The 24,519-nt window shown below is 41.5% G+C and carries 22 protein-coding genes; 16 read left to right on the forward strand and 6 right to left on the reverse strand.

Annotation, left to right across the window (positions count from 1 at the left end):
* Positions 1-41 precede the first annotated feature (41 nt).
* Together glgP and IPO83_09580 are read left to right on the forward strand one after the other, a co-directional pair.
* Complete coding sequence (gene glgP / locus IPO83_09575; GenBank protein ID MBK9731525.1) at positions 42-1,697, forward strand: alpha-glucan family phosphorylase; 1,656 nt, start codon at positions 42-44, stop codon at positions 1,695-1,697.
* Between the two features lie 109 nt (positions 1,698-1,806).
* Complete coding sequence (locus tag IPO83_09580; protein ID MBK9731526.1) at positions 1,807-2,775, forward strand: hypothetical protein; 969 nt, start codon at positions 1,807-1,809, stop codon at positions 2,773-2,775.
* A gap of 159 nt (positions 2,776-2,934) precedes the next feature.
* Here IPO83_09580 and IPO83_09585 read toward each other — a convergent pair whose 3' ends face one another.
* From IPO83_09585 to IPO83_09595, 3 genes are all read right to left on the reverse strand, one after another.
* Complete coding sequence (locus tag IPO83_09585) at positions 2,935-5,034, reverse strand: T9SS type A sorting domain-containing protein (GenBank protein MBK9731527.1); 2,100 nt, start codon at positions 5,032-5,034, stop codon at positions 2,935-2,937.
* 217 nt (positions 5,035-5,251) lie between these two features.
* Positions 5,252-7,531: an OmpA family protein gene (locus tag IPO83_09590; GenBank protein ID MBK9731528.1), complete on the reverse strand. Its 2,280-nt coding sequence runs from the start codon at positions 7,529-7,531 to the stop codon at positions 5,252-5,254.
* A gap of 301 nt (positions 7,532-7,832) precedes the next feature.
* Entirely contained in the window at positions 7,833-9,689 is a 1,857-nt protein-coding gene (locus tag IPO83_09595; protein ID MBK9731529.1) for a hypothetical protein, read from the reverse strand.
* A 228-nt stretch (positions 9,690-9,917) separates the two neighbouring features.
* Here IPO83_09595 and IPO83_09600 point away from each other — a divergent pair, with 228 nt between their 5' ends.
* On the forward strand, positions 9,918-10,820 hold the full coding sequence (locus IPO83_09600; GenBank protein MBK9731530.1) for a TIGR01777 family protein: 903 nt from the start codon (positions 9,918-9,920) through the stop codon (positions 10,818-10,820).
* A 21-nt stretch (positions 10,821-10,841) separates the two neighbouring features.
* The gene (locus IPO83_09605) at positions 10,842-11,423 is read left to right on the forward strand and encodes a YdeI/OmpD-associated family protein (protein ID MBK9731531.1); all 582 of its coding nucleotides are present in this window, start codon (positions 10,842-10,844) and stop codon (positions 11,421-11,423) included.
* Between the two features lie 35 nt (positions 11,424-11,458).
* On the opposite strand, the gene IPO83_09610 is transcribed toward IPO83_09605, so the two are convergent.
* Both IPO83_09610 and IPO83_09615 read right to left on the reverse strand, forming a co-directional pair.
* Positions 11,459-11,593 carry a T9SS type A sorting domain-containing protein gene (locus tag IPO83_09610; protein ID MBK9731532.1) on the reverse strand — a complete coding sequence of 45 codons (135 nt, stop codon included), beginning with the start codon at positions 11,591-11,593 and terminating at the stop codon, positions 11,459-11,461.
* Positions 11,594-11,803: 210 nt separating this feature from the next.
* Positions 11,804-12,172 (reverse strand): hypothetical protein, encoded by a 369-nt coding sequence (locus IPO83_09615; GenBank protein MBK9731533.1) that lies wholly within the window; start codon positions 12,170-12,172, stop codon positions 11,804-11,806.
* Positions 12,173-12,682: 510 nt separating this feature from the next.
* Here IPO83_09615 and IPO83_09620 point away from each other — a divergent pair.
* Positions 12,683-13,192: a RidA family protein gene (locus tag IPO83_09620; protein MBK9731534.1), complete on the forward strand. Its 510-nt coding sequence runs from the start codon at positions 12,683-12,685 to the stop codon at positions 13,190-13,192.
* A 19-nt stretch (positions 13,193-13,211) separates the two neighbouring features.
* Here the strand turns inward: IPO83_09620 and IPO83_09625 are convergent, their stop codons facing one another.
* Complete coding sequence (locus tag IPO83_09625; GenBank protein ID MBK9731535.1) at positions 13,212-14,000, reverse strand: alpha/beta hydrolase; 789 nt, start codon at positions 13,998-14,000, stop codon at positions 13,212-13,214.
* 612 nt (positions 14,001-14,612) lie between these two features.
* Between IPO83_09625 and IPO83_09630 the strand changes: the two genes are divergently transcribed.
* The 11 genes from IPO83_09630 (at position 14,613) to IPO83_09680 (ending at position 24,471) form a co-directional block, all read left to right on the forward strand.
* Complete coding sequence (locus IPO83_09630) at positions 14,613-15,038, forward strand: SRPBCC family protein (protein ID MBK9731536.1); 426 nt, start codon at positions 14,613-14,615, stop codon at positions 15,036-15,038.
* Positions 15,039-15,309: 271 nt separating this feature from the next.
* Entirely contained in the window at positions 15,310-15,744 is a 435-nt protein-coding gene (locus tag IPO83_09635) for a hypothetical protein (GenBank protein ID MBK9731537.1), read from the forward strand.
* A 102-nt stretch (positions 15,745-15,846) separates the two neighbouring features.
* On the forward strand, positions 15,847-16,413 hold the full coding sequence (locus IPO83_09640; protein ID MBK9731538.1) for an immunity 53 family protein: 567 nt from the start codon (positions 15,847-15,849) through the stop codon (positions 16,411-16,413).
* Positions 16,414-16,634: 221 nt separating this feature from the next.
* The gene (locus IPO83_09645) at positions 16,635-18,113 is read left to right on the forward strand and encodes a sodium:solute symporter (protein MBK9731539.1); all 1,479 of its coding nucleotides are present in this window, start codon (positions 16,635-16,637) and stop codon (positions 18,111-18,113) included.
* A gap of 115 nt (positions 18,114-18,228) precedes the next feature.
* Entirely contained in the window at positions 18,229-19,938 is a 1,710-nt protein-coding gene (locus IPO83_09650; protein ID MBK9731540.1) for a M23 family metallopeptidase, read from the forward strand.
* A 4-nt stretch (positions 19,939-19,942) separates the two neighbouring features.
* On the forward strand, positions 19,943-20,407 hold the full coding sequence (gene bcp / locus IPO83_09655; protein MBK9731541.1) for a thioredoxin-dependent thiol peroxidase: 465 nt from the start codon (positions 19,943-19,945) through the stop codon (positions 20,405-20,407).
* Positions 20,408-20,609: 202 nt separating this feature from the next.
* Positions 20,610-21,446 (forward strand): T9SS type A sorting domain-containing protein, encoded by an 837-nt coding sequence (locus IPO83_09660; protein ID MBK9731542.1) that lies wholly within the window; start codon positions 20,610-20,612, stop codon positions 21,444-21,446.
* Between the two features lie 14 nt (positions 21,447-21,460).
* Entirely contained in the window at positions 21,461-21,892 is a 432-nt protein-coding gene (locus tag IPO83_09665; GenBank protein ID MBK9731543.1) for a hypothetical protein, read from the forward strand.
* A 77-nt stretch (positions 21,893-21,969) separates the two neighbouring features.
* The gene (locus IPO83_09670) at positions 21,970-22,524 is read left to right on the forward strand and encodes a YceI family protein (protein ID MBK9731544.1); all 555 of its coding nucleotides are present in this window, start codon (positions 21,970-21,972) and stop codon (positions 22,522-22,524) included.
* A 111-nt stretch (positions 22,525-22,635) separates the two neighbouring features.
* Complete coding sequence (locus IPO83_09675; protein ID MBK9731545.1) at positions 22,636-23,592, forward strand: hypothetical protein; 957 nt, start codon at positions 22,636-22,638, stop codon at positions 23,590-23,592.
* A 99-nt stretch (positions 23,593-23,691) separates the two neighbouring features.
* Entirely contained in the window at positions 23,692-24,471 is a 780-nt protein-coding gene (locus IPO83_09680; GenBank protein MBK9731546.1) for an MBL fold metallo-hydrolase, read from the forward strand.
* The last annotated feature ends 48 nt before the right edge of the window (positions 24,472-24,519 follow it).

Consider the following 24,519-nt stretch of genomic DNA (forward strand, 5'->3'; position numbering starts at 1 on the left):
TTACAAAACAGGAGCAATTTTTTTTAATCAAAATTCTAATCATGAATCTTTTTGAAACAAAATACAAGCATCCTTACGCGTACAATCCCAAGTATTCAAAACGTGTTGCCTACTTCAGTATGGAGTTTGCCGTTGATCAATCGCTGAAAACGTATTCCGGCGGATTGGGCTTTCTGGCCGGCTCACATATGAAGAGTGCTTACGAGTTACAACAAAACCTTATCGGCATTGGCATACTCTGGAAGCATGGATATTATGATCAGATCCGCAAACAGGATCAGTCCATGGATGTACTTTTCCTCGAAAAAAATTATTCCTTTTTAGAAGATACCGGCATTCGCTTCACGATAGAAATAAACAGTCATCCGGTTTGGGTAACGGCGAAATACCTGGCACCACATTATTTCCAAACTGTACCTATGTTTTTTCTCAGTACTGACTTGCCTGAGAATGATTACCTCGCACAATCCATCAGCCATCATTTATATGATCCTGACAGCGCCGCTAAAATTGCGCAGTTTATTTTGCTTGGAATTGGTGGCTCAAAATTATTGGACTACCTCAGCTTTAATGCGGAAGTGATACATCTTAACGAAGCACATGGCTTTTCTTCAGCGTTTTATTTGTATCAGAAATACAAGAGTCTGACGGAAGTAAAAAAAAGATTGGTGTTTACCACACACACACCTGAAGAAGCAGGCAATGAAAAACATGATATATACCTGCTGCAAAAACTTGGATTCTTCTGTGGATTATCGTTGGAGGATGCAAGGAAGCTGACGAAGACCACTGGAGACGTTTTTGATCATTCGCTATGCGCGCTGCGGTTTGCGCGACTTGCCAACGGAGTATCGCAGTTGCACGGGAAGGTTTCCATAGAAATGTGGTCGAAATACGATGACATTTGCCCCATTATTGCCATCACCAATTCACAGAATGGTCGTTACTGGGTCGACAGCATTATGTATGAGTATATGAGCAAACACCGTTACAAATATCTTGTTCAGCGAAAGAAGGCGCTAAAGGTTAAACTGTTTGAAACAATTGCAGATCAAACCGGGAAAATATTTGATGAGGATGTGTTGACTATTGTATGGGCAAGACGATTTGCGGGATATAAACGTCCCGATCTGATTGCGCAGGACATTGACCGTTTTGAAAAACTGATGACACGTACCGATCAACCGATTCAGATTATCTGGGCAGGAAAACCTTATCCGACAGACTACGGAGCTATTTCCACTTTCAACAGTCTGGTGCACCTTTCAAAGAAATATAAAAACATGGCGGTGCTTGTTGGTTACGAGCTCCGCCTGTCGCGTGAATTAAAAGCAGGGGCGGATATATGGCTTAACACACCGCGCGTGCCGCGTGAGGCATCGGGTACTTCTGGAATGACGGCTGCGATGAACGGTGCGATTAATTTTTCGACGGATGACGGATGGATACCGGAGTATGCGACAAAAGAAAATTCTTTTATTATTCCCTGGGCAGATCAAAATGCGCCTGTCCACATTCAGGATGTGCAGGACATGAATCAGCTTTATGAAATTCTTGAACACCGGATCATTCCCATGTATTATAAAAAACCTTCGGCGTGGATAAAAATGATGAAGCAAAGCATGCATGGTGTTTTTCCGATGTTTGAATCCAACCGCATGGTTGATGAATACTACGAAGAGTTGTACAACGGATAACAGGTAATTATTTGAAAGAGGCCGGACTGCTTTTCAAAGTTGTCCGGCCTTTGCATTGTATCTTTGTGAAATAAAATTGCACAATGCATTTCAAAATAATTTCTTGATTATGAAAAGGATCCTGGTTTGGCTGATTAGTATAGCTGTTTTAAATGTTGCCACATTACTGCAAAGTTGCAATGAGTTTGCAGGCGCAAAAGAAAACGCGAACGAAAAAGTTGTGACTGTTCAAGAAGTTAAAGATCCGTTTATACTATCGGAAGCTTTTAAGAATTACTGGTATGCAGGCAAAGCTGAATTGTGTTCCTATCAATTAAAGCAGGCGCGTTATGGTGAAATACATGAAGGAAATGCAGTCACCATTTTTGTGACTGAAGATTTCTCTCAATCAAAACAGGTGAAGCTGGATCGTCCTGAAGCTGCAGGAGCTGATCGACTTCCAGTGATGAAGTTAAACCTGGTGAAGAAATTTAACACCGGAATTTATCCGTACTCGATGATGCTTTCTGTTTTCTCACCGGTTGATCTCTATAATTATCCGGAAGCAGTAAAAGTGGCTGCCAATGTGCAGGAATGGTGCGGTATTACTTATATGCAAATGAACAGGCAGAACAATAAATACCATGTTGTTTCGAATTCATATTTTGAAGATGAAGGCGACCATACAGAAAATTTCGAGGATTGTTTTCCTGAAGATGAATTGTGGAACCTTATCAGAATGGCGCCTGAAAAATTACCGGTTGGTGAGCAGCATTTATTGCCGGGAAGTTTGTATACGCGGATGACACATATTCCATTAAGTGTTCAGGTAGCCAATTTATCCGTGAAAGAAAATGGGGATGAAAATATTTATACCATTGATTACGCTGAACAAAAGCATACGTTGAATATTCATTTTGAAAAAGCATTTCCTTATAAAATTACAGGTTGGGATGAAACCTTTGCAGGCTTTGACGGAAAATTGCTGACCACCACTGCAACACTCAACAAAACTATGATGAGCGATTATTGGGTACATCACAACAATGTGGATCGTGTGATGCGGGAACAGTTGGGATTGCCGGTTGACTTTCAGTAAGGATTGAAAAAAAATCCGGAATCCTTAATTTGTTTATCACTTTCCGGCAAAAATATATTTAGGAAATAAATTTTTCGAAAGCCGGAATGAATTTTTTTAAATCATATCATTACGTTAAGATAATAATGATGGAGTCAATGGATTACTTCAGAACAGTGTTTAACGGAACACCATTATCTTCTTCGTTTCCGAATGATCAGGTGTTTCGAGCCGCAGGAGATAAATGCCAGTATTCACAGCAGCGTGCTGGCCATTGTCGGCATTCCAGGATGACTGATAAATGCCTGCAGCCATATCTGCCTCAGCAAGTGTCCTGATCCATCTTCCGGCTACATCATAAATTTTGAGACTGCACTTTCCGGGTGTTGTCACCTTCCATTGAATAATCGCAGTTGCAGTTACAGGATTGGGATACGTGAACAAAGCCGCATCCTGCACATTTCCTGATAAGTTGACGGAATCGGTGGCTACGGTTAATTGAATGCTGTCTTTATAAATGAACACCTGCGGAATAGTGATGATGCCTCCCTGGTACACCTGCATTCCGGATTGAATAACTGAATTGTTATGGAGGACATTCCACCATAGCGTGTCGCCAGGTGAAGGTTGGAACACCTGTCTTCTTCTCAAAGTGACATCCGCGGTACAATTATCCGGCGCCGGATAAATTGTTTTGTCCTGCTTAATCAGATCTTTCATAAATAGTGTGATCCGCAGGAAGGAAGAATCATCAATGATGTTGTCCTTCCAATCAAGAAACCCGTTGACGGTGCCATACGCTTCACCATCCGTGGAATGACCATCGCCCGGATCTTCATTGGTGCTGCAATAGGCGAATGCCGGAAATAAAACATTCCTTCTGTATTTTAATATATTAAAATTCTCATCGCTCCATACCAATTCAGGGCCACCACCGTGTCCACGTCCATCCCAGAAATAATAACCACCGGTGTGATTTGCATTTACTGAATTATAGTAATAAGTTTTTTCGGTCCAACCGACTATCGAATCATTCTTGCCATTCACACTGTAGATAACGGGATAATCTTTTTCATTGAAATTCTGAAGGAGCCAGTTTCCATCCACCAAATTATAGAACGGGATTCCTAAGTTGCTTGACAGGTTGGTGCTTACCATTCCAAATTTATTGTCCCCGTTCACACGATTGCTCATTCCGGGATTGAGCGAGCAGACAGGGTTGTAATCATTCTGAAAAGAAAGATCAAAAACGCTGCCGCTCAATTTTATGGCTGCGATTCGTTCAGGATAAAGCATGGTATAATAAAAAGCACCGATGGAGCCGAGTGAAGTTCCTTCGAGATAAATACGGTTACTATCAACGGGAAGGTTTTTAATAACCCAGTTAATCAGTTGTGTGATTCGCTGATGACAGAAATTGTAATTGATACCGGAAACAGGAGGCACCAGATTACTATCAGAATTAAAAATGTTATAGTTTTCATTGGCTCCCCACCAGCTTGAATTATCTCCGCCCGGAAGAAAATCTTCAGGATTCAGATTGATTTCATCTTCTTTAACATTGAGTACGTTGTAGAAAAAATCTGCCCCACCTCCATGAAAACGAATTCTGATAGGATGCTGACCTCCGGTAGCGCCATTTCTGTATAGAATAAAATCGTTGGTGATAAATCCTGCTTCATTCATCAATGGTTGACCGATCGCATACTTGCTGCTTGCGAACGTGGCATAGATTTCAACCTCTTTTTCACTGATCAAACGTTGCTGCTGAAAGACAGGTTGCGGTTCCGCCACCTTTTCTGAAACCGGATTTTGTAATGCATTGACGCCAACGGTAATGTCTTTCTGCTCAATGCCATTGTTTACTGTTGTAACGGCATAATAATAATTGCCATCCAAAAGAGTAGTTGCCACAAATAATCCGGTTGACTTGGTGAGCGGAGCGGATCCTGAGTCAATCACTAAAAAGTGCACTATTCCATCATGCTTTGAGAGGTTGTGATCCTTAGAAGATTCTGAATTCGTCCAACCCAGATATTCGCACGCTGCAAGCTGATCGGTGTTGGTGATGGGAAGGTTGGAACGATATACTTTATAATATACGAGCGAATCTTCAATATTCTGCCAGGTTAAAAACACCTGTCCATTGCGATAAAATCCGGAAAGATTAGTAACTGATAATGGCTGCGCTATAACAGAGGCAGAAAACATAACTAATAATAATATCCATGAGGCCCGGAACAAAATGGTGAAATTTCTCCGGCTAAAAATCACTCTCATTGTTGAAGGAACATTTTGCTGCAGCAATTAAAATTTGAAAGACGAACTCATTAACCAAAAATATGCCATACATGCTGACACAGGTCAATGAACACAACATTCACCGGATCGTTTCTATAATGATGCGAATTGTGACCTCCGTATTTATAAATCTAGTGAAATTCCCAAAAAAAATGGACGGCACTGGCCGTCCATCTCCTTTCAAAAACTCCGGTGTTTAATTCACCAGCTTGATCTCAACCCTCCTGTTCTTTGCCCGGCCGGCAGCAGTTTTATTCGTTGTAACCGGTTTGTCTATACCATAACCTTCCGAAGAAAGCCGCTCAGCACTGATTCCTTTAGAAACAAAATAAGCCTTTACAGCAGCAGCACGTTTTTTCGATAAGGCAAGATTGGTGGCCACACTTCCCGTATTGTCCGTATATCCTTCGATGTTCCATTTTGTATAACTGTATTGTCCCATGATCTCAGCAATCAAATCAAGCACTTCTGTAGAAGAACCTTTGATCTTATCACTTCCTGTTTCAAACGTGATGGATTTTGAACTGAGCTTAACCTTCGACAGTTCATCTTCGCGCAAGCCAGGACAGCCTTTATTTTCTACCCTGCCAGCAACATCCGGGCAGTTATCCCTGAAGTCAGGCACCATGTCACCATCGCGGTCAGGACAACCATTGGTAGAAAGCGGACCAGCTTCATTTATACAGGAATCCAATTTGTCGGTTATGCCATCTCCATCTGTATCCGGACAACCGTGAAACTGTAACGTGCCAGCCACATACGGGCACTCATCTTCAAAATCAGGAATGCCATCAGCATCACCATCCGGGCAGCCATCAAATTGCGGGAGACCTGCCTGATCAGGGCATTTATCTTTAGCATCAGTAATGCCATCGCCATCTTTATCAGGACAACCGTTCAGGGCAATTACACCTTTTACATCCGGACAATTATCCCTGGAATCTTCCACGCCATCTCTATCGCGGTCAGGACAACCCATTAAAGTAACGGAACCCGGCACCTCAGGACAATGATCCTTCGCATCAGATACCAAATCCTTGTCAACATCTTTCATTTTATGACTCGGAATATTCACCTTAATGCCACCGTAGATATCAGCACCTTCCATATCATTCAAAGCGAGCAAAGAACCTATTTCATCAGTACCCACAAATACGGGTCCTGCACGCAAGGCAAAGCCAATTCTTGCTTTTGTATGTCCATAATTTTCTACGGAAAGCGGCACAGCCACCTCAAACCATTTATGCTCATAACGCGGCGTAAGCGAATAAATATCCGGTCGAACAATACCCTGATCGCTGCTATGTCCAAATCCTGTGATAATAGTAGCATTCACAAAAAAATTGTGGTAAATATTCCAGTCAACCTGCAGACTAAAGGCCGCCGGCAATGTCATTTTAAAATTATCATCAACAAACGAGGCCGTAGAGTCACCATAAAAAACATAGCTCAGACTTTTGTCAAAGTCAATGTTATTATTATAATGTTCACCTTTCCATTCAGGATATGCAGCACTGCCTGTTTCGAGGTGGTATGTATTGGAAGTCTTGTTGAATTTTATGGTTCCCATATCAATCAATGATGCGCCGATGCGGAGCTTATACTTATTCTTATCCGGATCAGCCCATTTCTGCTGGTCCATTTCATACGTCCACTGAGAAGAATCGCGCAGCCATTCATACGTAAAGCCAATATCCCATCCAAAGCCACCACCATGTTTAAGATCTTTGTAACTATGTATAGGATCATAAGAATTAAAATCGGTACGGCCATAATCAAAAGATGTAGGACCGAACAGAATCGTATCTGGTCCGGTAACATTGTAAGTAACATCTCCGTTTTTCAAATAGCCACCGCCAAAGCCGTCCACAATCTTAAGGGTAATGCCACCTTTCAATTCATGTTTTCCTTTCTCATAAACGATGATCCCATAGTTCAAACCATATTCTGCCCAGGCAAGAACATTCATTTGCATATTATCTGTAGTCCAGTAATTATTGTACAACGATTCATCCCGCAATTCCTGGTAAGCATTTTCAGCTACGTGTGCGGCAATGTTATCCATTGTCATAAACATTTTTGCTCCTGTGGTGAAACCGAGGCTGTGTCGTCCTGCAAAATTGATCATGAAAGAGGGACCCATGCCTTCTGTAGAGGCTGTTAAACTTTGCGGGTCATTCGGATCATTCGGATCCCACCGTGTAAGAAACTCCTTGTTCTTCAAAATGTCAACGATGTTCCCGAAACCAAAAAATGTCAGGTCATCTTTTGGGATGTATAAATAAGTATTGTCGAATGACGCACCACCACTGAGCAAGTTGATATCGAACTTAAGTTTTGAATCCACAAAGGAACTTGGATTGAGTTGAACGCCGATGGTGCCGGCATAATTGCTGTTCATGATTCCAAGGTATTCCTGCGCTTGAACGGGAAGGTAAAGACAACCAAAAAGTAGTAGCAGTAAGGTTCTTTTCATGGATTTCGACTTGATTCTGAAAGAGGTGTTTTTCAGCGATGGCTAAAGATGAAGAATAAAAGCCCGCTGTATAAATTTTTTATCTATTCGTTATTCACACCTGCTCTCAAAAGTGTATACAAATGCGTTGCAACGCACCATTCAGTTGGTAAATGCATGTTTTAAACCAATAGGGTGCCTATCAAATTGAGACGGCGAAAACTACCAGTTCTTTTTTCTGTTGCTTTATATATCTGCAATAGAAATATTAATCGATTCATAACCGTACAGCGTTTTAACTGTTGATTGCTATTCAATTAGTTTATTGGGCATCTGCCACAACAGGCGCAACACCACCTGACAACAGCATTAAATTATTAGGAATGAAGGAAGGCAGTTCCGAAGTAGTAATTACATTGCCAAACCTTTTATGAATCACCACTTTCCGGTCTGGGCTATAGAGGAAAACATAAGGTTGCGCATCATACACCAATTGCTGCAGCCTTTGCACCATCGGAATCCGCTGTGCTTCATTTAATGTATTGGAGATAGAATCTATCAGTGCATCGCTGGCCGCATTTCCGAAACCGGTGTAGTTGCTTCCTTTTGTCGCCCATGCATTGGTTGACCACAACTGACTGAAGTCTTCCGGCATCGAAGAAAATGCCCAACTCGAAAGCTCCAGGTCAAAATCATGATCTGTAATCATTTGCCGGAGCACACCTGTTTCAACCGGACGTGGAATAATTTTGACACCTGCCGGATAGGCACCTTCCGCAATAATATTCGTCATCTCCTTTACCATATTGCCCTGCACGAAATTGAGCAGTTCCAGTTGCAATGGAATGCGCTCGCCGTCTATAACCTTATCGCGGATGTTGTCTCCGTCAGAATCTGTCCATCCTGCTTCTTCCAATAGTTTGGATGCTGCCGCCACATCATAAGGTATAGGTTTTAGCGTCGCATTGTATTCCGGTTTCAAAGGAGAAACCATGCTGGTCCAGCGACGCGCTCTACCCATGGCAATCACTTCTATTAACCGGTCGACAGGAACCAGTAATGCAATGGCGCGACGCACACGCACATCGTCGAGTATTTTTTTATGCTTCACACCATCAGGCCGCATGTTCATGCCGATATACGTGAAGTTGTAACTGTTGAGAAACACAGAGTTGTAATTGCGGTTGAAAAGACTATCACGCTGAAGTTCGAGCAATGTTCTGCTGGTGAGCGCAGTGGAAGCATCCATCGATTGCGACTTAAACTCCAGCATGCCTGCATTTTCATCTTTTACGGTTTTAAAAATAATTTCCTGAGGAAAAGCATGCAGGTAGATGTTCTCGTTCTTAAGATGATCTGTCCAGTGGTTGGATTTTTTTTCCAGTGTTATGGTGTTTCCGCTTTCCCAGCTCTTCACGCTGTAAGCACCGCAGCCATAAAAATAATGCAGGTCGTTGCCATACTTTCCATCGTTGAAATTGGCAGCCCATTTTTTTACTGCGGGAACCTGGTCTGCATTAAAACCGGGATCATCCATCTGCTCTATCGTCATCTGACCCAAATTATTTTCAGGATCAAAAAAATGGCGGCTTAAAACCGGAAAGTCAGTCACCATGCTGATAGCCTGCAGATATTTTCTTTTCATCACCATCGTAAACTTTTTCGGATTGGTTGCATCCTGCAAAATGGTTTTGAGGTTATCAGTGACGGACTTACGCTGCGGATTATCTGTTAATGGACATTTACTGGCTTTAAAAGTAAATACTACATCATCGCTTGTTACCGCGCTGCCATCATCCCAAACTGCTTCATCGAGTAATGTATAGGTATACTGTAATTCATCTTCGCTCACTTCAGGCAACGACTTTGCAAGACAAGGTGCGAGCTTTGTTGCAACCAAATCAACAGTCAGCAATGTGGGATGCGTTAGACTCAGAATTACTTTTGCATTCTGAAAAGTAAAATTGGCAGGATGTATATATCCCGGATCAGAAAGCGCATGAATCACAAGCACATTCTGCTTCGACCAGTCATCCATCATCACTTCCGCATCCGGTAAAATGGCATAACCATCCGTCCTCTTTATAGCCAGCGCTTCATTTTTACCCTGGTTTCCGCTTGAACAACCTTGTATCAAAAACGTCATCAGCAATAAAAAATAACGGTAATTTTTTTTCATGAGACTGTGATTTGCAAAAATGAATTTAGACATTAATCGGGTATGTTACAGGGCAAAATTGTTAAATTGTTAAATTGTTGCGGCGAAGCCGGTGAAGGGTTGGATGGTTAAATAGTGAATGGTTGCGGCGAAGCCGGAGGGTAGTTGTTGCGCGACTTGTAATTCTCGTCCCCACAACTTCTTTCCATTTCAATTGTATACTGATCCATTCATCACCACCTTTGATACATGAAGACCATACTCATCACCGGCGGCTCCGGATTAATTGGAAACCATTTAACACAATTGTTGCGGCAGGAAGGTTACGGTGTCATACATCTTAGCAGGAAAAAAGGAAGCAGTAACGTCACAACGTATGAATGGAATCCGGATGCCGGCGAAATAGATGATGCAGCAATCGCGAATGCAGACTACATCATTCATCTCGCAGGTGCCAACGTAGCTGAACACCGCTGGACGAAAAAATACAAAGCGGAGATCCTGCGAAGCCGCACACAAAGTGCTGCATTAATTTATGCCGCGCTTGAACGCACACCGAATAAAGTTCAGGCCATCATTTCCGCATCTGCCATCGGTTATTATGGAGACCGTGGTGATGAATGGTTGCAGGAAGATGCACCACCTGCTAATGATTTTTTAGCCACCACCTGCTTGCAATGGGAAGCTGCTGTAAACAAAATAAGTGCATTGAACAAAAGAATAGTGATCCTGCGCACCGGCATCGTACTTAGCAAAGATGGTGGCGCATTGCCTCCTTTGGTACAACCCATTAGGTTCGGCATCGCGCCCATTTTCGGAAACGGCCAGCAATATTATCCCTGGATACATATCGATGATCTTTGCAGGATGTACCTGCATGCCATCAACAATGAAACAATGCGCGGCGCTTACAATGCAGTAGCACCAACACCGGAACGTTTTTATGCATTGATGAATACCATTGCAAAAGTGATGCACCGAAAAAAGTTGAATATTCCCCTACCGATGTTTGCGTTGGAAATGGTGTTGGGGGAGTTTGTTAAATCACTTGCGATGAGCACGAGATGTTCGGCGGATAAAATGGTGGGGAGTGGGTTTGAGTTTCGGTATCGTGAGTTGGAAGCGGCTTTGAAAGCATTGGTTGGGAAATAGTACTGAGTTAAATTAATAGCTGTGACGGTAAAACCAGATTCACCCATTCTATCATTCACCACTATAAAGGAGTGGACTTCCTGGTTGGCCAAGCATCATGCAACATCAACAGGAATCTGGATACGGCTTTTCAAAAAAAATGCTGGTGTTTTAACAATCACCTATCCGGAGGCACTAGATGTTGCATTGTGTTATGGATGGATTGACGGGCAAAAAAAGCCGTACGATGCAGCATCATGGCTTCAGAAATTCACACCCCGAAGGCCTAAAAGCATCTGGTCTAAAAGAAACCGTGAGCATATAGCACGCCTTGAAGCAGCAGGGAAAATGAAAGCAGCAGGTATGAAACAAGTGGAGGCAGCTAAAGCAGATGGAAGGTGGGAACAGGCGTATGATTCGCCAGGTAATATGGTGGTGCCCGCTGACTTCCTGGAAAGATTGGCTAAGCATAAAAAAGCGGAAGCCTTTTTCAAAACACTTAACAAAACAAATACCTACGCTATTGTATGGCGACTGCAAACCGCCAAAAAACCTGAAACAAGAGAGAGGAAAATGAAGGTGATTCTTGAGAAGTTAAAAAAAGGAGAAAAATTTCATCCGTGAATTAAGGAATAAGTGCCATTTACTCCTTCCGTGAGTTAGTCTTTTACAAGCTCGCAAACATGCAGACCAATACCGTCACTTACTTTCAACAAATAAAATCCGGATGGCAGATCACTTATGTCTATATGGAATTCGGAAGCATTGGTCTTAACAGAAAAAATTTTCAACACAGTTCCCGATAAACTAACAACAAAGACGTGAAGTGCTTCACCATGCTGGTGTGACTACTCTTTATGGAATAACCGGTGATATTTTTGTTTATGCCTGTGCAGGATTTATTCTTTTTTATTTAGTATGGAGAGTTAAGTCAGAGCATACGAATATGAAATAAAATGATCGGTCATGCGAACGCTCTGGAAACTCTCCATAAAATAACACAGCTACCTTTTTCCCGCCGCATTACTTTTCGTTGCACCTTTTTTCTCAATCTTCTTACCTCCTTTCTTTACAGGCGGAGCTTTTTTTACCACAGCAGCTTTGCTTGCTTTTTTTGCTGCTGGCTTACTGGTTTTTTTTACGGCTTTTTTCGCAGTTTTCTTAGCTGCATTTTTATTGACCTCGGGTACTTTGCGCGCAGTGATATCGTGCACTGCCGTTTTCACTTTATCAATTGCACCTCCGGCCACTTCCATTAAGTGATTCTTTTCATTGACTAGCTTACCCGCCAGTTCGCCAACTTTTCCGGCTATTTTTATCATAGTCGATTTTTCCGGTGCAGATTTTTTGGAGCTGCTTTTTTTCTTTGCCATCAGGATGAATTTTTATTTTAATTAAAAATAGACAAAATTATTTCGCTATCCCAAACCATTCATTTGCTCCTCCATTCATTTGCTTTTGTCTGCAAGTAAAATAGAAAAACCTGGAACGAACAACACAGTGATTGAAACCGGTTTCCATTTACCTGACTATAGTAAATCAGCATTTATTGTTGCTCTTTGTCGCATGACCGGATTATTAAAGTAAGCCTATTTCTTCCCGGTGAAGACGATTCAAAATTTGTTTACAATCGTTGCATGAGTGTTCCATTTAAAAAACATCGATAACTTACCAGGAAAGTATTCATGAAAATAATAGAAAATGCAAATTCACCCTCTGTTTGAGCAGATAAAATGCTGGACGAGTTGACGGGTGTTGATGGTGTAAAAGATTTCATTACAACGGAACCCGGACTTTGACTTCAGAAAGAATGTGCTCTTAATCCTCAGGATGAATTTTGTATTTGACCATTCATAATTAATAACAAAAGCAAACATCATAAAATGAGAAAAATGTCACTTTTATTACCAGGGATCATCATTGCAACTTTTATAGTAAGCAGTTGTAATCACAATGAACATGCAACAGAGATGTCAGCGCATCAGGTAATGAAAATGCGGCCAGATACCGCCGAATATTTTAACCTGCGACCTCAGCTTGAAAAAGAATATGGGTATTCACATGCAGTTAAAATCGGTGATGACCTTAAAATCTCCGGAGCAGTCAGCATGAATGATTCGGGAGTGATCGTTGCTCCCGGTAACATGGAACAGCAGATGAAAAACTGCTACAGCGACCTGGAAAAAATATTACAGCATTACGGTTACACTTACGACGATGTGGTAGCTGAAAATATTTATACCACCGATATGGCTGAATTTATCAAAGTGTCAGGTTTCCGCAATGCTATTTATAAAAAACAGTTTCCCAGCGGAACATGGCTGGAGGTAAAAGGTCTCGCCGTTGATGGACAACTGATTGAAATAGATATGGAGGCGCACAAGTCTGAATAATTTTGAAGCGGGATTATTATTAAAGGCCGTTCTTATTCAACCACGAGAGTGAATATGCTGCTACTTCTTTCCATCCATGATCTACAATCAATGAGTGACCGCGGCCTTCAAATAATAGGAAGTCAGTTACAACAGATTTATTGTATTTCTCCAGCGATGCTTTACCCAATATCGGTGGAGCGATATTATCTTTCGAACCGCCTGTGATAAGCAACGGTCCGCGTGTTTTGTTTGCGGTATCTGCTCTTGTTTCTGATCCGGCAAAAGTAGCGATAGCTGCCTGGAAGAGTGGCCTGGCAGGAGCAGGAATCGTCCAGCGATCATACAGTTCTTTTGCTTCAACAATTGGTATTGCGTTAGCGAAACCATACCTGAACTGATCGAATGTTAATGAGATGGCTTTCTTCAGATGAAATGGATTCCACAAAACAGGTAAGGATGCTCTGAGCGCTGAGAATGGTAATTGCCATACACCTTTTATCGGCGCCGGATCAATAGCCACTCCTGCAGCGGCAATGCCACTGCTTAAAAGTATTTGTGTGATGAGTCCGCCGAAAGAATGTCCGATTACTATCGGTGGTTCAGGAAGTGTTGCAATAACTTTTGCATAATTATCGGTGATCTCCTTCACACCACGGTTGGCTATATCTTCGGGATGTGCCCGCGATGCTTCTACAGTTGCTGAATCACCGGGCCACGGAGGATTAATGGTTACATAGCCATTTTCCCGGAAGAAATCCATCCAGGGCTGCCATGAACTGTTATGCATCCATAATCCGTGAACAAACACTACTGTTCTTTTTGCCATGATGAGATTGATTTGAAATTTTAAGCGGAATTAAACTAAGGTACACGGATATTTGGCAAAATAAATTAGTGTTTCACTTTATCATTTGATGGTGCAGGCAATGTTCGCAGTTGTTATTTGAACAATTACCTTAGTAAATGTTAATGGGTAATTTGATTTGGTTTCTTAAAATTGAGTTTTCAAAAATAAAATCGATAATCATGGATCATCACACTTACGGCAATGGAAAAATTTGTTACCTCGAAATTCCTGCTATTGATATAAATACCTCAGCAGACTTTTGTCAAAAATGCTTCGGCTGGCTGATCAGGAATGACAACCACGGAAAACCCCGGGGGGGGGGGGGGGGGGGGGGGGGGGGGGGGGGGGGGGGGCTGCCACCATTGATTTGATTGCTGGCAATGGCGGAAAAATAATGAAGGTTGATGTTGAAGGAAATGAAAAGACGGCATGGTTCAGTGATCCTGCAGGAAACATCTTCGGACTTTATCAGCACAGTAAATAGCATCGTGTTTTGCTTCGTACAACCTTAAGAGTCTGCTGCAGTTTATATTAACTTTGATGAATTAATCGCTCAATAATCCTTAACCTGTTTTTCAAAAACATTAATACATGGAAACAAAAGATAAAACAACTATCACAGTACAAACTACCGTGAATGCGCCCATTGAAAAAACCTGGGACTATTGGACAACACCCAAACACATAATGCAATGGAACAATGCTTCCGATGACTGGTATTCGCCCATCGCGGTAAACGATTTACGCGTTGGCGGCAAATTTAATTTTCGCATGGAAGCGAAAGATGGCAGCATGGGTTTTGACTTTGAAGGAACGTATAATGAAGTGAAAGTGAAGGAGCGGATTGCTTACAAAATCATTGATGGCCGGGAAGTACACATTACATTCACTGCTAAAGGCAATGCAACTGAAGTAACGGAAACATTTGTGCCTGAAGAGGAGAATACGCTTGAATTGCAACGTGGCGGCTGGCAGGCAATTTTGGACAACTTCAAAAAATATACGGAGGCAAATTGAAAGCGAATGAGCAACATACATGCGTTACACGAATTCCGGTATTACTATGCTACCAACCGTTATGCAGAAACGGTTTCCTTTTATCGCGGCTTGTTGCAACTTGAAATCACGCAATCCTGAGACAGAGGATATTTAGATAATAAATACTGCAAGCATTATCATAGTTTGGAATAAGTGGCTACCCGAATTAAATTGCCTGGAAAAATGCTCATGGATTTTAATGACATTAGGCGTCAACCTTTATTCATAGCACAAAATGAAATTCCTACGGATGATCTTTATAATAAGTTACCTCGTTTATGGCGGAATGCTCCTATATTCCATCACAGAATTAATGTTGCTGAATGCATGGATAAATATATTTGAGTTCAAACAGGTAACTTCTGAAAAAACAGCAATTAATAAGCGTGAACGAAACATAACCAGGATAACTTACGAATTTAAATACAACGGAAAGACACATTATAATTGGAGGGATGTTAGTAATGAAATAGTTGAAACAAAACTTCCAAAAAACATAAACCAACTGCAAATCTCATTCAATACGCTTTTTCCACAAGTAAATTACATTGAAGACATTGGATTAAAAACAAGGAGTGGAAATATTGGGATGGTGATTTCGGGATTTCTCTTATTTTTTACTATACTAATTGATCTCTTTGGTAATAAGAAGAAATGGCTGAGATTGTATGGTTTGGAAAAATAAATGTATGTGGTGAAAATACGCGGACGCTTAATAATTATAGCAGGGTTTTACGTTCCATAATCAAAATGTTATCAGTCATTACAAAAGAAAATTGTGAAAGACATCTTTTTGACAAGAATTCAAAAATGGTATCAGACCAACTGCAACAATGACTGGGAACATCGCTATGGTTTTACTATCAGCACCCTTGACAATCCCGGCTGGGTTATTAAAATAGACTTAGCTGAAACATCACTGGAGAATTTGCAGTTTGAAAGAAATATTGCAAACGGAAGATTTGATTGGTTGACTATCAAAGTTATTGACAGTGTATTTGAATGCTACTGCGACCCTTCAAAGCTGGATGAAGTATTGAGGATATTTCTTGACGAAATTATACCCGGGTATGCTGATGAGAACTTTCATTACCTCGTTTATCTTCCGCTGAAAGGTGCATCCACCAATGCCTGGCGGCCAGCAAGCGCGAAAATGCTGACAGAGGAGATTTTAGAAATTGTCAGCATACCGGAATTAAAATTTGAAGACATTAAAACCAAAGCACTTGATGACATTACTTTCAACAGGGTTGAAATTTTAACATTTAAAACTGAATATTCGATTGGCGACAAAATAAAAACGTGTTTGACGGAAATGTTTGATGGAGTAACGTTAATCGTAAGAGAAGAGTAATTCCTATCCCAGGTTATTTTCAATAGGAGAGGCAATCACACTTCGTCATTCAAAAATCGTTAACCGGTGTTCAATATTTATTTTGGTGCTGGCTTGTCCGGAAGAAATGACTCTGTTATCACAAAAAACAAATGCTAAACAACGGCCTTCCAATACTGTTCCTAAGTTTCTTTCTCATTTCCTCTCATCCTTCCTAAATTGCCGCACAAAAATTTAAAGTTATGTCTGCGGGGTTAATTCTGGGAGTTGCATTTGTTTATTTTCTGTTGCTGATGGTGATCGCCTGGTACACTTCGCGCGGTGCGGATGCCCATTCATTTTTTATCGGCAATAAAAAATCCACCTGGTACATCGTGGCGTATGGGATGATCGGGACGTCGCTAAGTGGCGTAACTTTTATGAGCGTGCCCGGCGAAGTTGGCGTTAAACAGTTTGCCTACATGCAGATTGTGCTGGGTTACCTGTTCGGTTATTTTGTGATTGCTTTGGTGTTGCTTCCTTTGTATTACCGGCTTAATCTTACTTCCATTTACAGTTACCTGCAGCAACGATTCGGCAACGTAACGTATAAAACAGGTTCTTCATTTTTTATTCTCTCGCGAACGCTCGGTGCTTCCATCCGTGTTTTTCTGGTCGTGAATGTGTTGCAGGTTTTTGTGCTCGATGCGATGCACATTCCGTTTGCAGTTACCGGCGCTGTCATTATTTTTCTGATACTGGTCTATACTTTTAAAGGTGGCGTGAAAACGATTGTGTGGACGGACATGATTCAAACCACCTGCATGTTACTGGCGCTGATATTGTCTGTGGTGCTCATCATGCAAAATCTTCACTATTCACCAACAGAGATGCTGGCAGCGATCCGCGAAAAGAAGATGACGCAGGTATTTTTCTGGGACTGGAAAGACAAAACTTTTTTCGGCAAGCAATTTCTCAGCGGTATGTTCATCACCATTGCCATGACGGGTCTCGACCAGGAGATGATGCAGAAAAATCTCAGTTGCCGTTCGTTGAAAGAGGCACAGAAAAACATGTTCACCTTCAGCTTTATTCTCGTGTTGGTCAACCTGCTCTTTCTGACGTTGGGAGCTGTGCTGTTTGTATTTGCAGAAAAAACCGGCCTTGCGATTCCTCCACAAACAGATCAGCTCTTTCCGGCTATTGCACTCAGTCATCTAGGTGAATTGGCAGGATTAATTTTTCTTGTCGGTTTAATTTCAGCTTTGTATCCAAGTGCTGATGGTGCGCTCACGGCATTAACCAGCGCCTTCTGTATCGACATTTTAGGTTTGCGCGAAAGAAAGGAGTGGGATGATAAAAAGAAAACCAATGTGCGCTATGCTGTGCATCTCTCCTTCGCAGTAATTTTTTTATTGTGCATTCTCTATTTCAAAGCGCATAACAACAGCTCCGTTATCAGCACCATTCTTACGATTGCCGGTTACACCTACGGTCCATTGCTGGGTCTTTATGCTTTCGGAATGTTTACGCAAAAAGCCATTCGTGATACATGGTCGCCTTTGGTGTGCATCGTTTCGCCCATCATTTGTTACTATGTAAATCTTCATTCAACTCAATGGTTCAATGGATATCAATTGGGTTTTGAAGTGCTGGTGTTGAATGGGCTGCTCACATTCTTAGGACTGGTGTTGATTTCGCGTAAGCAAAATAAAAACCCGGAAACGAGGTTAGCGGATTGATTCAATGCGTCAATTTTAAAATGTCTTTGATTAAGGTTTGCCGTTGAATAAATTCAACGGCAAAAAATTTCAGGGCGACATTATTTTGTAAGTGACAATTTTGGGGTTGACAACCATGAACAGATTTAAAAAAACGCTTACTTCCTTTTGTATTGTTTGCATTGCTTTGGCAATGTTTAATAACAGTATTGTTGCACAGTCACCCGATTATTTCCGCAATCCATTAGATATTCCCATCACACTCGCCGCAAATTTCGGAGAGATCCGTTCCAATCATTTTCATACCGGTTTCGATATCCGCACCAATGCAGAGATTGGCTATAAAGTTTATGCTGCTGCAGATGGCGTGATTTCCCGCATCAAGGTTTCAGCAGGTGGTTTCGGTAATGTGTTGTACATCACGCATCCGAATGGTTACATGACAGTGTATGCGCACCTTGACCATTTCAATGATGCTATTGCCGCTTATGTAAAACAGCAACAATATGCGAAGCAATCGTTTGAGGTGGAATTGTTTCCGGAAGCTTCAAAATTTCCTGTCAGGAAAAGCGACCTGATTGCATATTCGGGCAATTCCGGCGCATCGGGCGGACCGCACCTGCATTTTGAAATACGCGATGCATCGGGAGAAACGTATCCGCTGAATCCGGCAGCATTTTACAAACTGGAAGATACCATTGCACCAAAAATTACTGCGGCTTATATATATGGTATCGAAAAAACTACGGGCATTCCTGTTAAGTATGCTGTTAAAAAAATAAAATCAGGTTACACGCTTGCAAAAGATTCTGTTGTAGTAAACAATGCAATGGTTGGCGTAGCAGTAGAAGCCGCTGATTACATGAATCGCGCATCGAATGATTACGGTGTATTTGAATTTACAGTGAAGCTGGACGGCAAGCAGATTTACAATGTAAAATTTGACAAGTTCGATTTTGCAAACGGCCGCTATGTAAATGCATTCACAGATTACAAGGCGATAAAGACATCAGATAAAACCATTCAACGTTTGTTCAGGTTGCCGGGCGATCACAATACCATTTATCACGACCTGGTGAATGATGGAAAAATTTCATTTACCGATAGCTTGTTTCATTTGGTGGAAGTGATGGCTGCTGATGCTTATCAAAACACAACCACACTTTCCTTTCATGTGAAAGGTAACCACGTAACAAAAGCTGTTCCTGCAACCACTGAAGAAGGACGCGTCTTTCATTACAATCAACCTAATACATTTACTTCCGATAGTATCCAACTGAATCTTCCTGCCAACATTCTTTACGAAGATTTAACCTTCAGCTATGTTGAGATTCCAAGTGCTGCAAAAAGATATTCTGCAACACATGTTGTTCAGAATGCGAATATACCTGTTCACGATAGTTATGAAATCAGGATTCTCCCACGCAACATTTCAACAACATTGCAACCGAAAGCGGTGATTGCTTATGACGAAGGCAAAGGAGTGAGCGGTACAAAAACTTCTCATTGGGATGGAAAATGGCTGGTGGCGCGCGCGCGCGAATTCGGTTATTTTTATGTGATGCTTGACACCACCGCTCCGAAAATTACACCGGTGAATGTGAAACAAAACTCGCTACTCACTACCAACAACATTAAATTTACCATCAGCGATAACCTGTCGGGAATTGTAGCTTACAAAGGGCTGCTTGACGGAAAATGGATACTGATGGAATATGATCCGAAAAACAAACGGTTGCAATGCACGCTTGACAAACAATTAGCGCCAGGCGAACATTCTTTGAAAATTACCGTTGCTGATGATGTGAAAAATGAATCGGTTTATCTTTTAAAATTTAAAAAATAAATACATGTTAGCACCTGGTGATAAAGCTCCGGCATTTAAAGCAAAAGATCAAAACGGCAACGTTGTTTCGCTTGCTGATTTTAAAGGGAAAAAGGTAGTGGTTTACTTCTACCCTGAAGATGACACGCCAACCTGTACCGAACAAGCCTGCAACCTTCGTGATAACTATTCATTACTAAAGAAAAGAGGATTTGCAATCGTAGGTATCAGTCCGGATGATGTGAAATCACATAAAAAATTTGAAGCCAAATTCACGCTGCCTTTTCCGTTATTAGCTGATCCTGATAAGAAAATCATTGAAGCCTACGGCACGTGGGGCGAAAAGCAAATGTTCGGTCATCATTACATGGGTGTTTTCAGGCACACTTATATTATTGACGAAAAAGGAAACATTGAAAGGATTTTCAGAAAAGTGTTTTCAAAAAAACATACGCAGCAGATTCTCGACAGCTATGATAAAAAGAAGTAAGGCTGACATACAGTTTTCCTGGTAAGAAATCAGGACCGGACATTTGCATGGTATTTTTTAGCATAGTCCTGCACACAAAAGTGTTAAGGCCGGACAGCATCAGCAGGTTGATAACCAAAAGAAAATAGCATTCGTTAATCTGTCGATTTGGAGGAGGCTGGATTATCAATTATTTTTGACCTCCTAAAAAAACTCTTACTACATGCGAAAATCTACCATAGCTCTCATAACTTTTACAATTACAGCAGGCCTGATATTCAGGTTTTCTGAGGTGAAAACAAACATTATACAACCACCTTCAGCAAGAACAGGTGCGCCCGGTGAATTAACATGCGGCACCAGCGACTGTCATAATAATACGCCCAACTCCGGCATAGGATCCGTTAGCATTGCCTTCAGTGATCCTGAAATGGTGTATGTTCCGGGTAATACTTATACGCTAACGGTAGTAGTGAACGACGAGACGCAAACGCGTTTCGGATTCGAGCTTACTTCCCTGAATGGCACCAATGCCCAGGCCGGTACCTTTGCAGAAATAAGTGGCGGCTCTGATCTTTCTTTTCCGATAAGCACCAATGGAAGGTTGTACACTTCGCATCACAATGCGAGTTCAACGAAGGTCTGGAACATAAGCTGGACAGCTCCTATTACTGATGTTGGTCCTGTAACATTTTATGCCGGTGGTAATGCAGCCAATAATAATGATGAGAGCACAGGCGATCACATTTATACCAGTTCTTTGCAAATTCTTGCCGACAACAATATCGGCATTGAAGAATTGACCGGCACCGGTGCTCCTGTTGTTCAATTCCTTACTTCTAAAAATGTAAGTATTCACTATGAAACGCCGGGATCCGCGAACACAACGATGCTACTTTACAGCATTAACGGCCAGATGAAGCAAAGGCTCTTAAATATTGTTGAAGGCCCCGGAATGCATACACATTCCTTCAACCTCGAAAACTTGTCTGCAGGATTGTATCTCCTTCAATTGAAGTCTGGAGCTATCTTGCACACTGAAAAAATCATCATCGACTAAATCCTTTGTGAAGCATGAAATTTATTATCAGCTACACCTTTGCCTTTTCCATAATTACCTGTCTTGTTTTAATGGGCAGTTGCGCGAAAGACAAAGCAAGCCTGGGGCCGAAAGCACTTGATACCATTGGCTGCATAAAAATCGGTGACACCATCACTTATACCGGTGACGTGAAGAGAATAATGGAAACCTACTGCACCGGAACCAGTCAGGAACATTTTGGAATCTGCCACCAATCGGAGGCAGATGGCGGTACACCCGGACTTGATTTTACCTCTTATGCAGGAATTAAAGAAAAAGCGGATGATGGAAAGCTTATCGAGAGGGTAGTCAATGATCCGGCAAGTCCGATGCCTTCTATTTTGACAACGGGGCCACAAAAATTATCCGATTGTGATTTTGTAAAAATCCAGGCGTGGGTTGAAGATGGAGCGGTGGAGAATTAGCGAAGTGGTATGGTAATTGAAATTCAGCATACTTTTAAAAATATTTCCGCTTCAGTAAATCACAGAATAAGTTTACAATGAAAAAAAATTTGCTTCTCGCAATTGCACTTTGTTGCCTGTTTACAGCCCGGGCACAGGATGTTTTTCTTTCTTCCACCAGCACCGTTTCGTTTTTCTCTGAAACGCCTGTTGAAAACATTGATGCTACCAGCAAACAGGTAGTAGGTGCTGTAAATGTGAAGGCCAAATCGGTTTACTTCAAAGCAAAGATGTCAACGTTTGAATTTAAGAAAGCACTGATGCAGGAGCACTTTAATGAAAATTATATAGAGAGTGAAAAATATCCGAATGCAACTTTCAATGGCATCATCAACGAATCGGTTGACCTTACCAAAGATGGAACATATGCTGTTACAGTAACCGGAAATTTTAATCTGCACGGAGTTGACCAGAAACGAACTATTCCCGGAAGCATTACCGTAAAATCAGGTACCATTGATGTGTCGGCTGAATTTGATGTTAAATTGTCCGATCACAACATTACTATTCCAACAGTAGTAGTTAAGAATATTTCCGAAACTGTGAAGGTGAAAGTGCAGGCATCATTGTTACCTGTTAAATCTGAAAAATAGTATTCGCCTGAACCGCACACCGGATTTTCTTTAACTCATTTCAATTTTCACCGGTTGATTTTCCTGCTCTTGTATCGAAAAAATTTTAATCTTCCATTAAGTTAGTTGCTTATGAAAAAAATCTCCACTGTCATTTTCATCCTGATTACTTTTTTCTATTCATCTCTGTTATTTGCCCAACAGGATCCCGATTTGTCAGCTATCGTTGATGAAAATTCAGCACCCGCCGCCAAAGAATTTGTCAGCGCTACTTTTAAAGCATTTCGTATTGTAAATGCGCAAACCAATGAAACGGCAAAAAAGAACAACCTGCATTTTAACATTGCGCATCGTTTTGGCGACATTGCAGGGGAAGCCGGCGGCATAAGCACCTTCTATGGTTTTGACAATGCAGCAGATATTCGTTTCTCCTTTGATTATGGTATTACGGACCGTCTTCAGGTGGGCATCGGAAGATCCAAAGGCGTTGATGCTTACGCCCAATTTTATGATGTGAATATCAAGTACAGGTTGCTGCGCCAAACTACCGACAATAAGATGCCGGTGAGTGTAACCTTATACGGAATTGGCGGCATTACCGGACGACCGGCCACCAGTGACAGCACATCAGATGCTTCTTTTCAAAATACAGCACAGAGAATGTCGTATGTATCACAGGCGGTTATTGCAAGAAAATTCACACCCGGATTTTCACTGGAAGTATTACCTACGTGGCTGCACCGCAACTATGTTTCCTATGAAGATAAAAATGATATGTTTTCTTTAGGAATAGGTGCGCGTGTTAAACTGACCAAACGTTTTGCCCTGATTGCGGATTACTATCACAACTTCTCATCCTATCGCACCAATGCTAAAGATGCGAACGGCAACAAAGAATTTTATGATCCTTTAAGTATAGGTGTTGAAATAGAAACCGGTGGTCACGTTTTTACCATTAATTTCTCGAACTCTATGGGTATTCTTGAAAATATGTATTTGCCATTCACCCGTTCCAACTGGCTCGATGGCGAATTCCGGATTGGGTTTAACATTGCACGCAATTTTGTGATTGGGAAAAAGAGTTGGTGAGTTCTTTAAATGGTTAAACTGTTACATTGTTTAATTGTTTTTTAACTGTTTAGGCTTGATTAAAGTACAGCAACAATTAAACAATTTAGCAATTAAACAATGTATTTCCCGCTCTCCGAAGGCACCTATTCAGTAGATGAAAGCAAACTATTCATCCCTTTTGATCCATTAACAGATCACCTTCACGATCGGCCTGCTTCTTTAATCGTTGACATTGTTCCTTTCCTGGTAAGGACAAAAAATGAACTGATTGTAATTGATCCCGGCCTGGGTTTGCCTTCTGCGGAAGGGGATTTTATGATTCATGAAAACATTCAGCGTGCAGGTTTCAATGCAGATGATGTAGCTGTTGTTTTGCTGAGTCACTTACACAAAGATCACGCAAGCGGCATCTGTTACGGAAAGGAGCCGGTGTATGATCTGATGTTTCCAAATGCCACTTATTATTGCCAGAAAAGAGAACTTGAATATGCATTCACGAAAAAAGAGTCTCCTTCTTTTGTACTTGCCAAACTTGAGTTTCTGAGCCATTCATCAAAACTTATTTTATTGGATGGTGATGGAAAAATCAGTGACGACATTGCGTATGAAATCAGCGGCGGACATACGCCATATCACCAGGTGTTTACTATAAAAACTGAAACCGGCTCGTGCTTTTATGGTGGTGATGTATTGCCGCAACCAAAACAATTGCAAATGAAATTCAGCGCCAAGTATGATTTCGATGGAAAGGTGTCTGCTGAAAAGCGCATTGAATACGGAAACCGTGCTGCTGAAAATAATTACACCTGTCTTTTCTTTCATTCTGCAAGCATGCCTATGGCGAAGGTGAAGAAGCTGGGTGAGGGGAAGTTTTTGTTGGAGGGAATTGAGAATTAGGAATTGTCTTTTAAGTGTTTGAAATGTTTAAGGGTTGATATTGTTTAG

The organism is Chitinophagaceae bacterium, assembly GCA_016717285.1.
Classification (GTDB): Bacteria; Bacteroidota; Bacteroidia; order Chitinophagales; family UBA10324; genus JACCZZ01.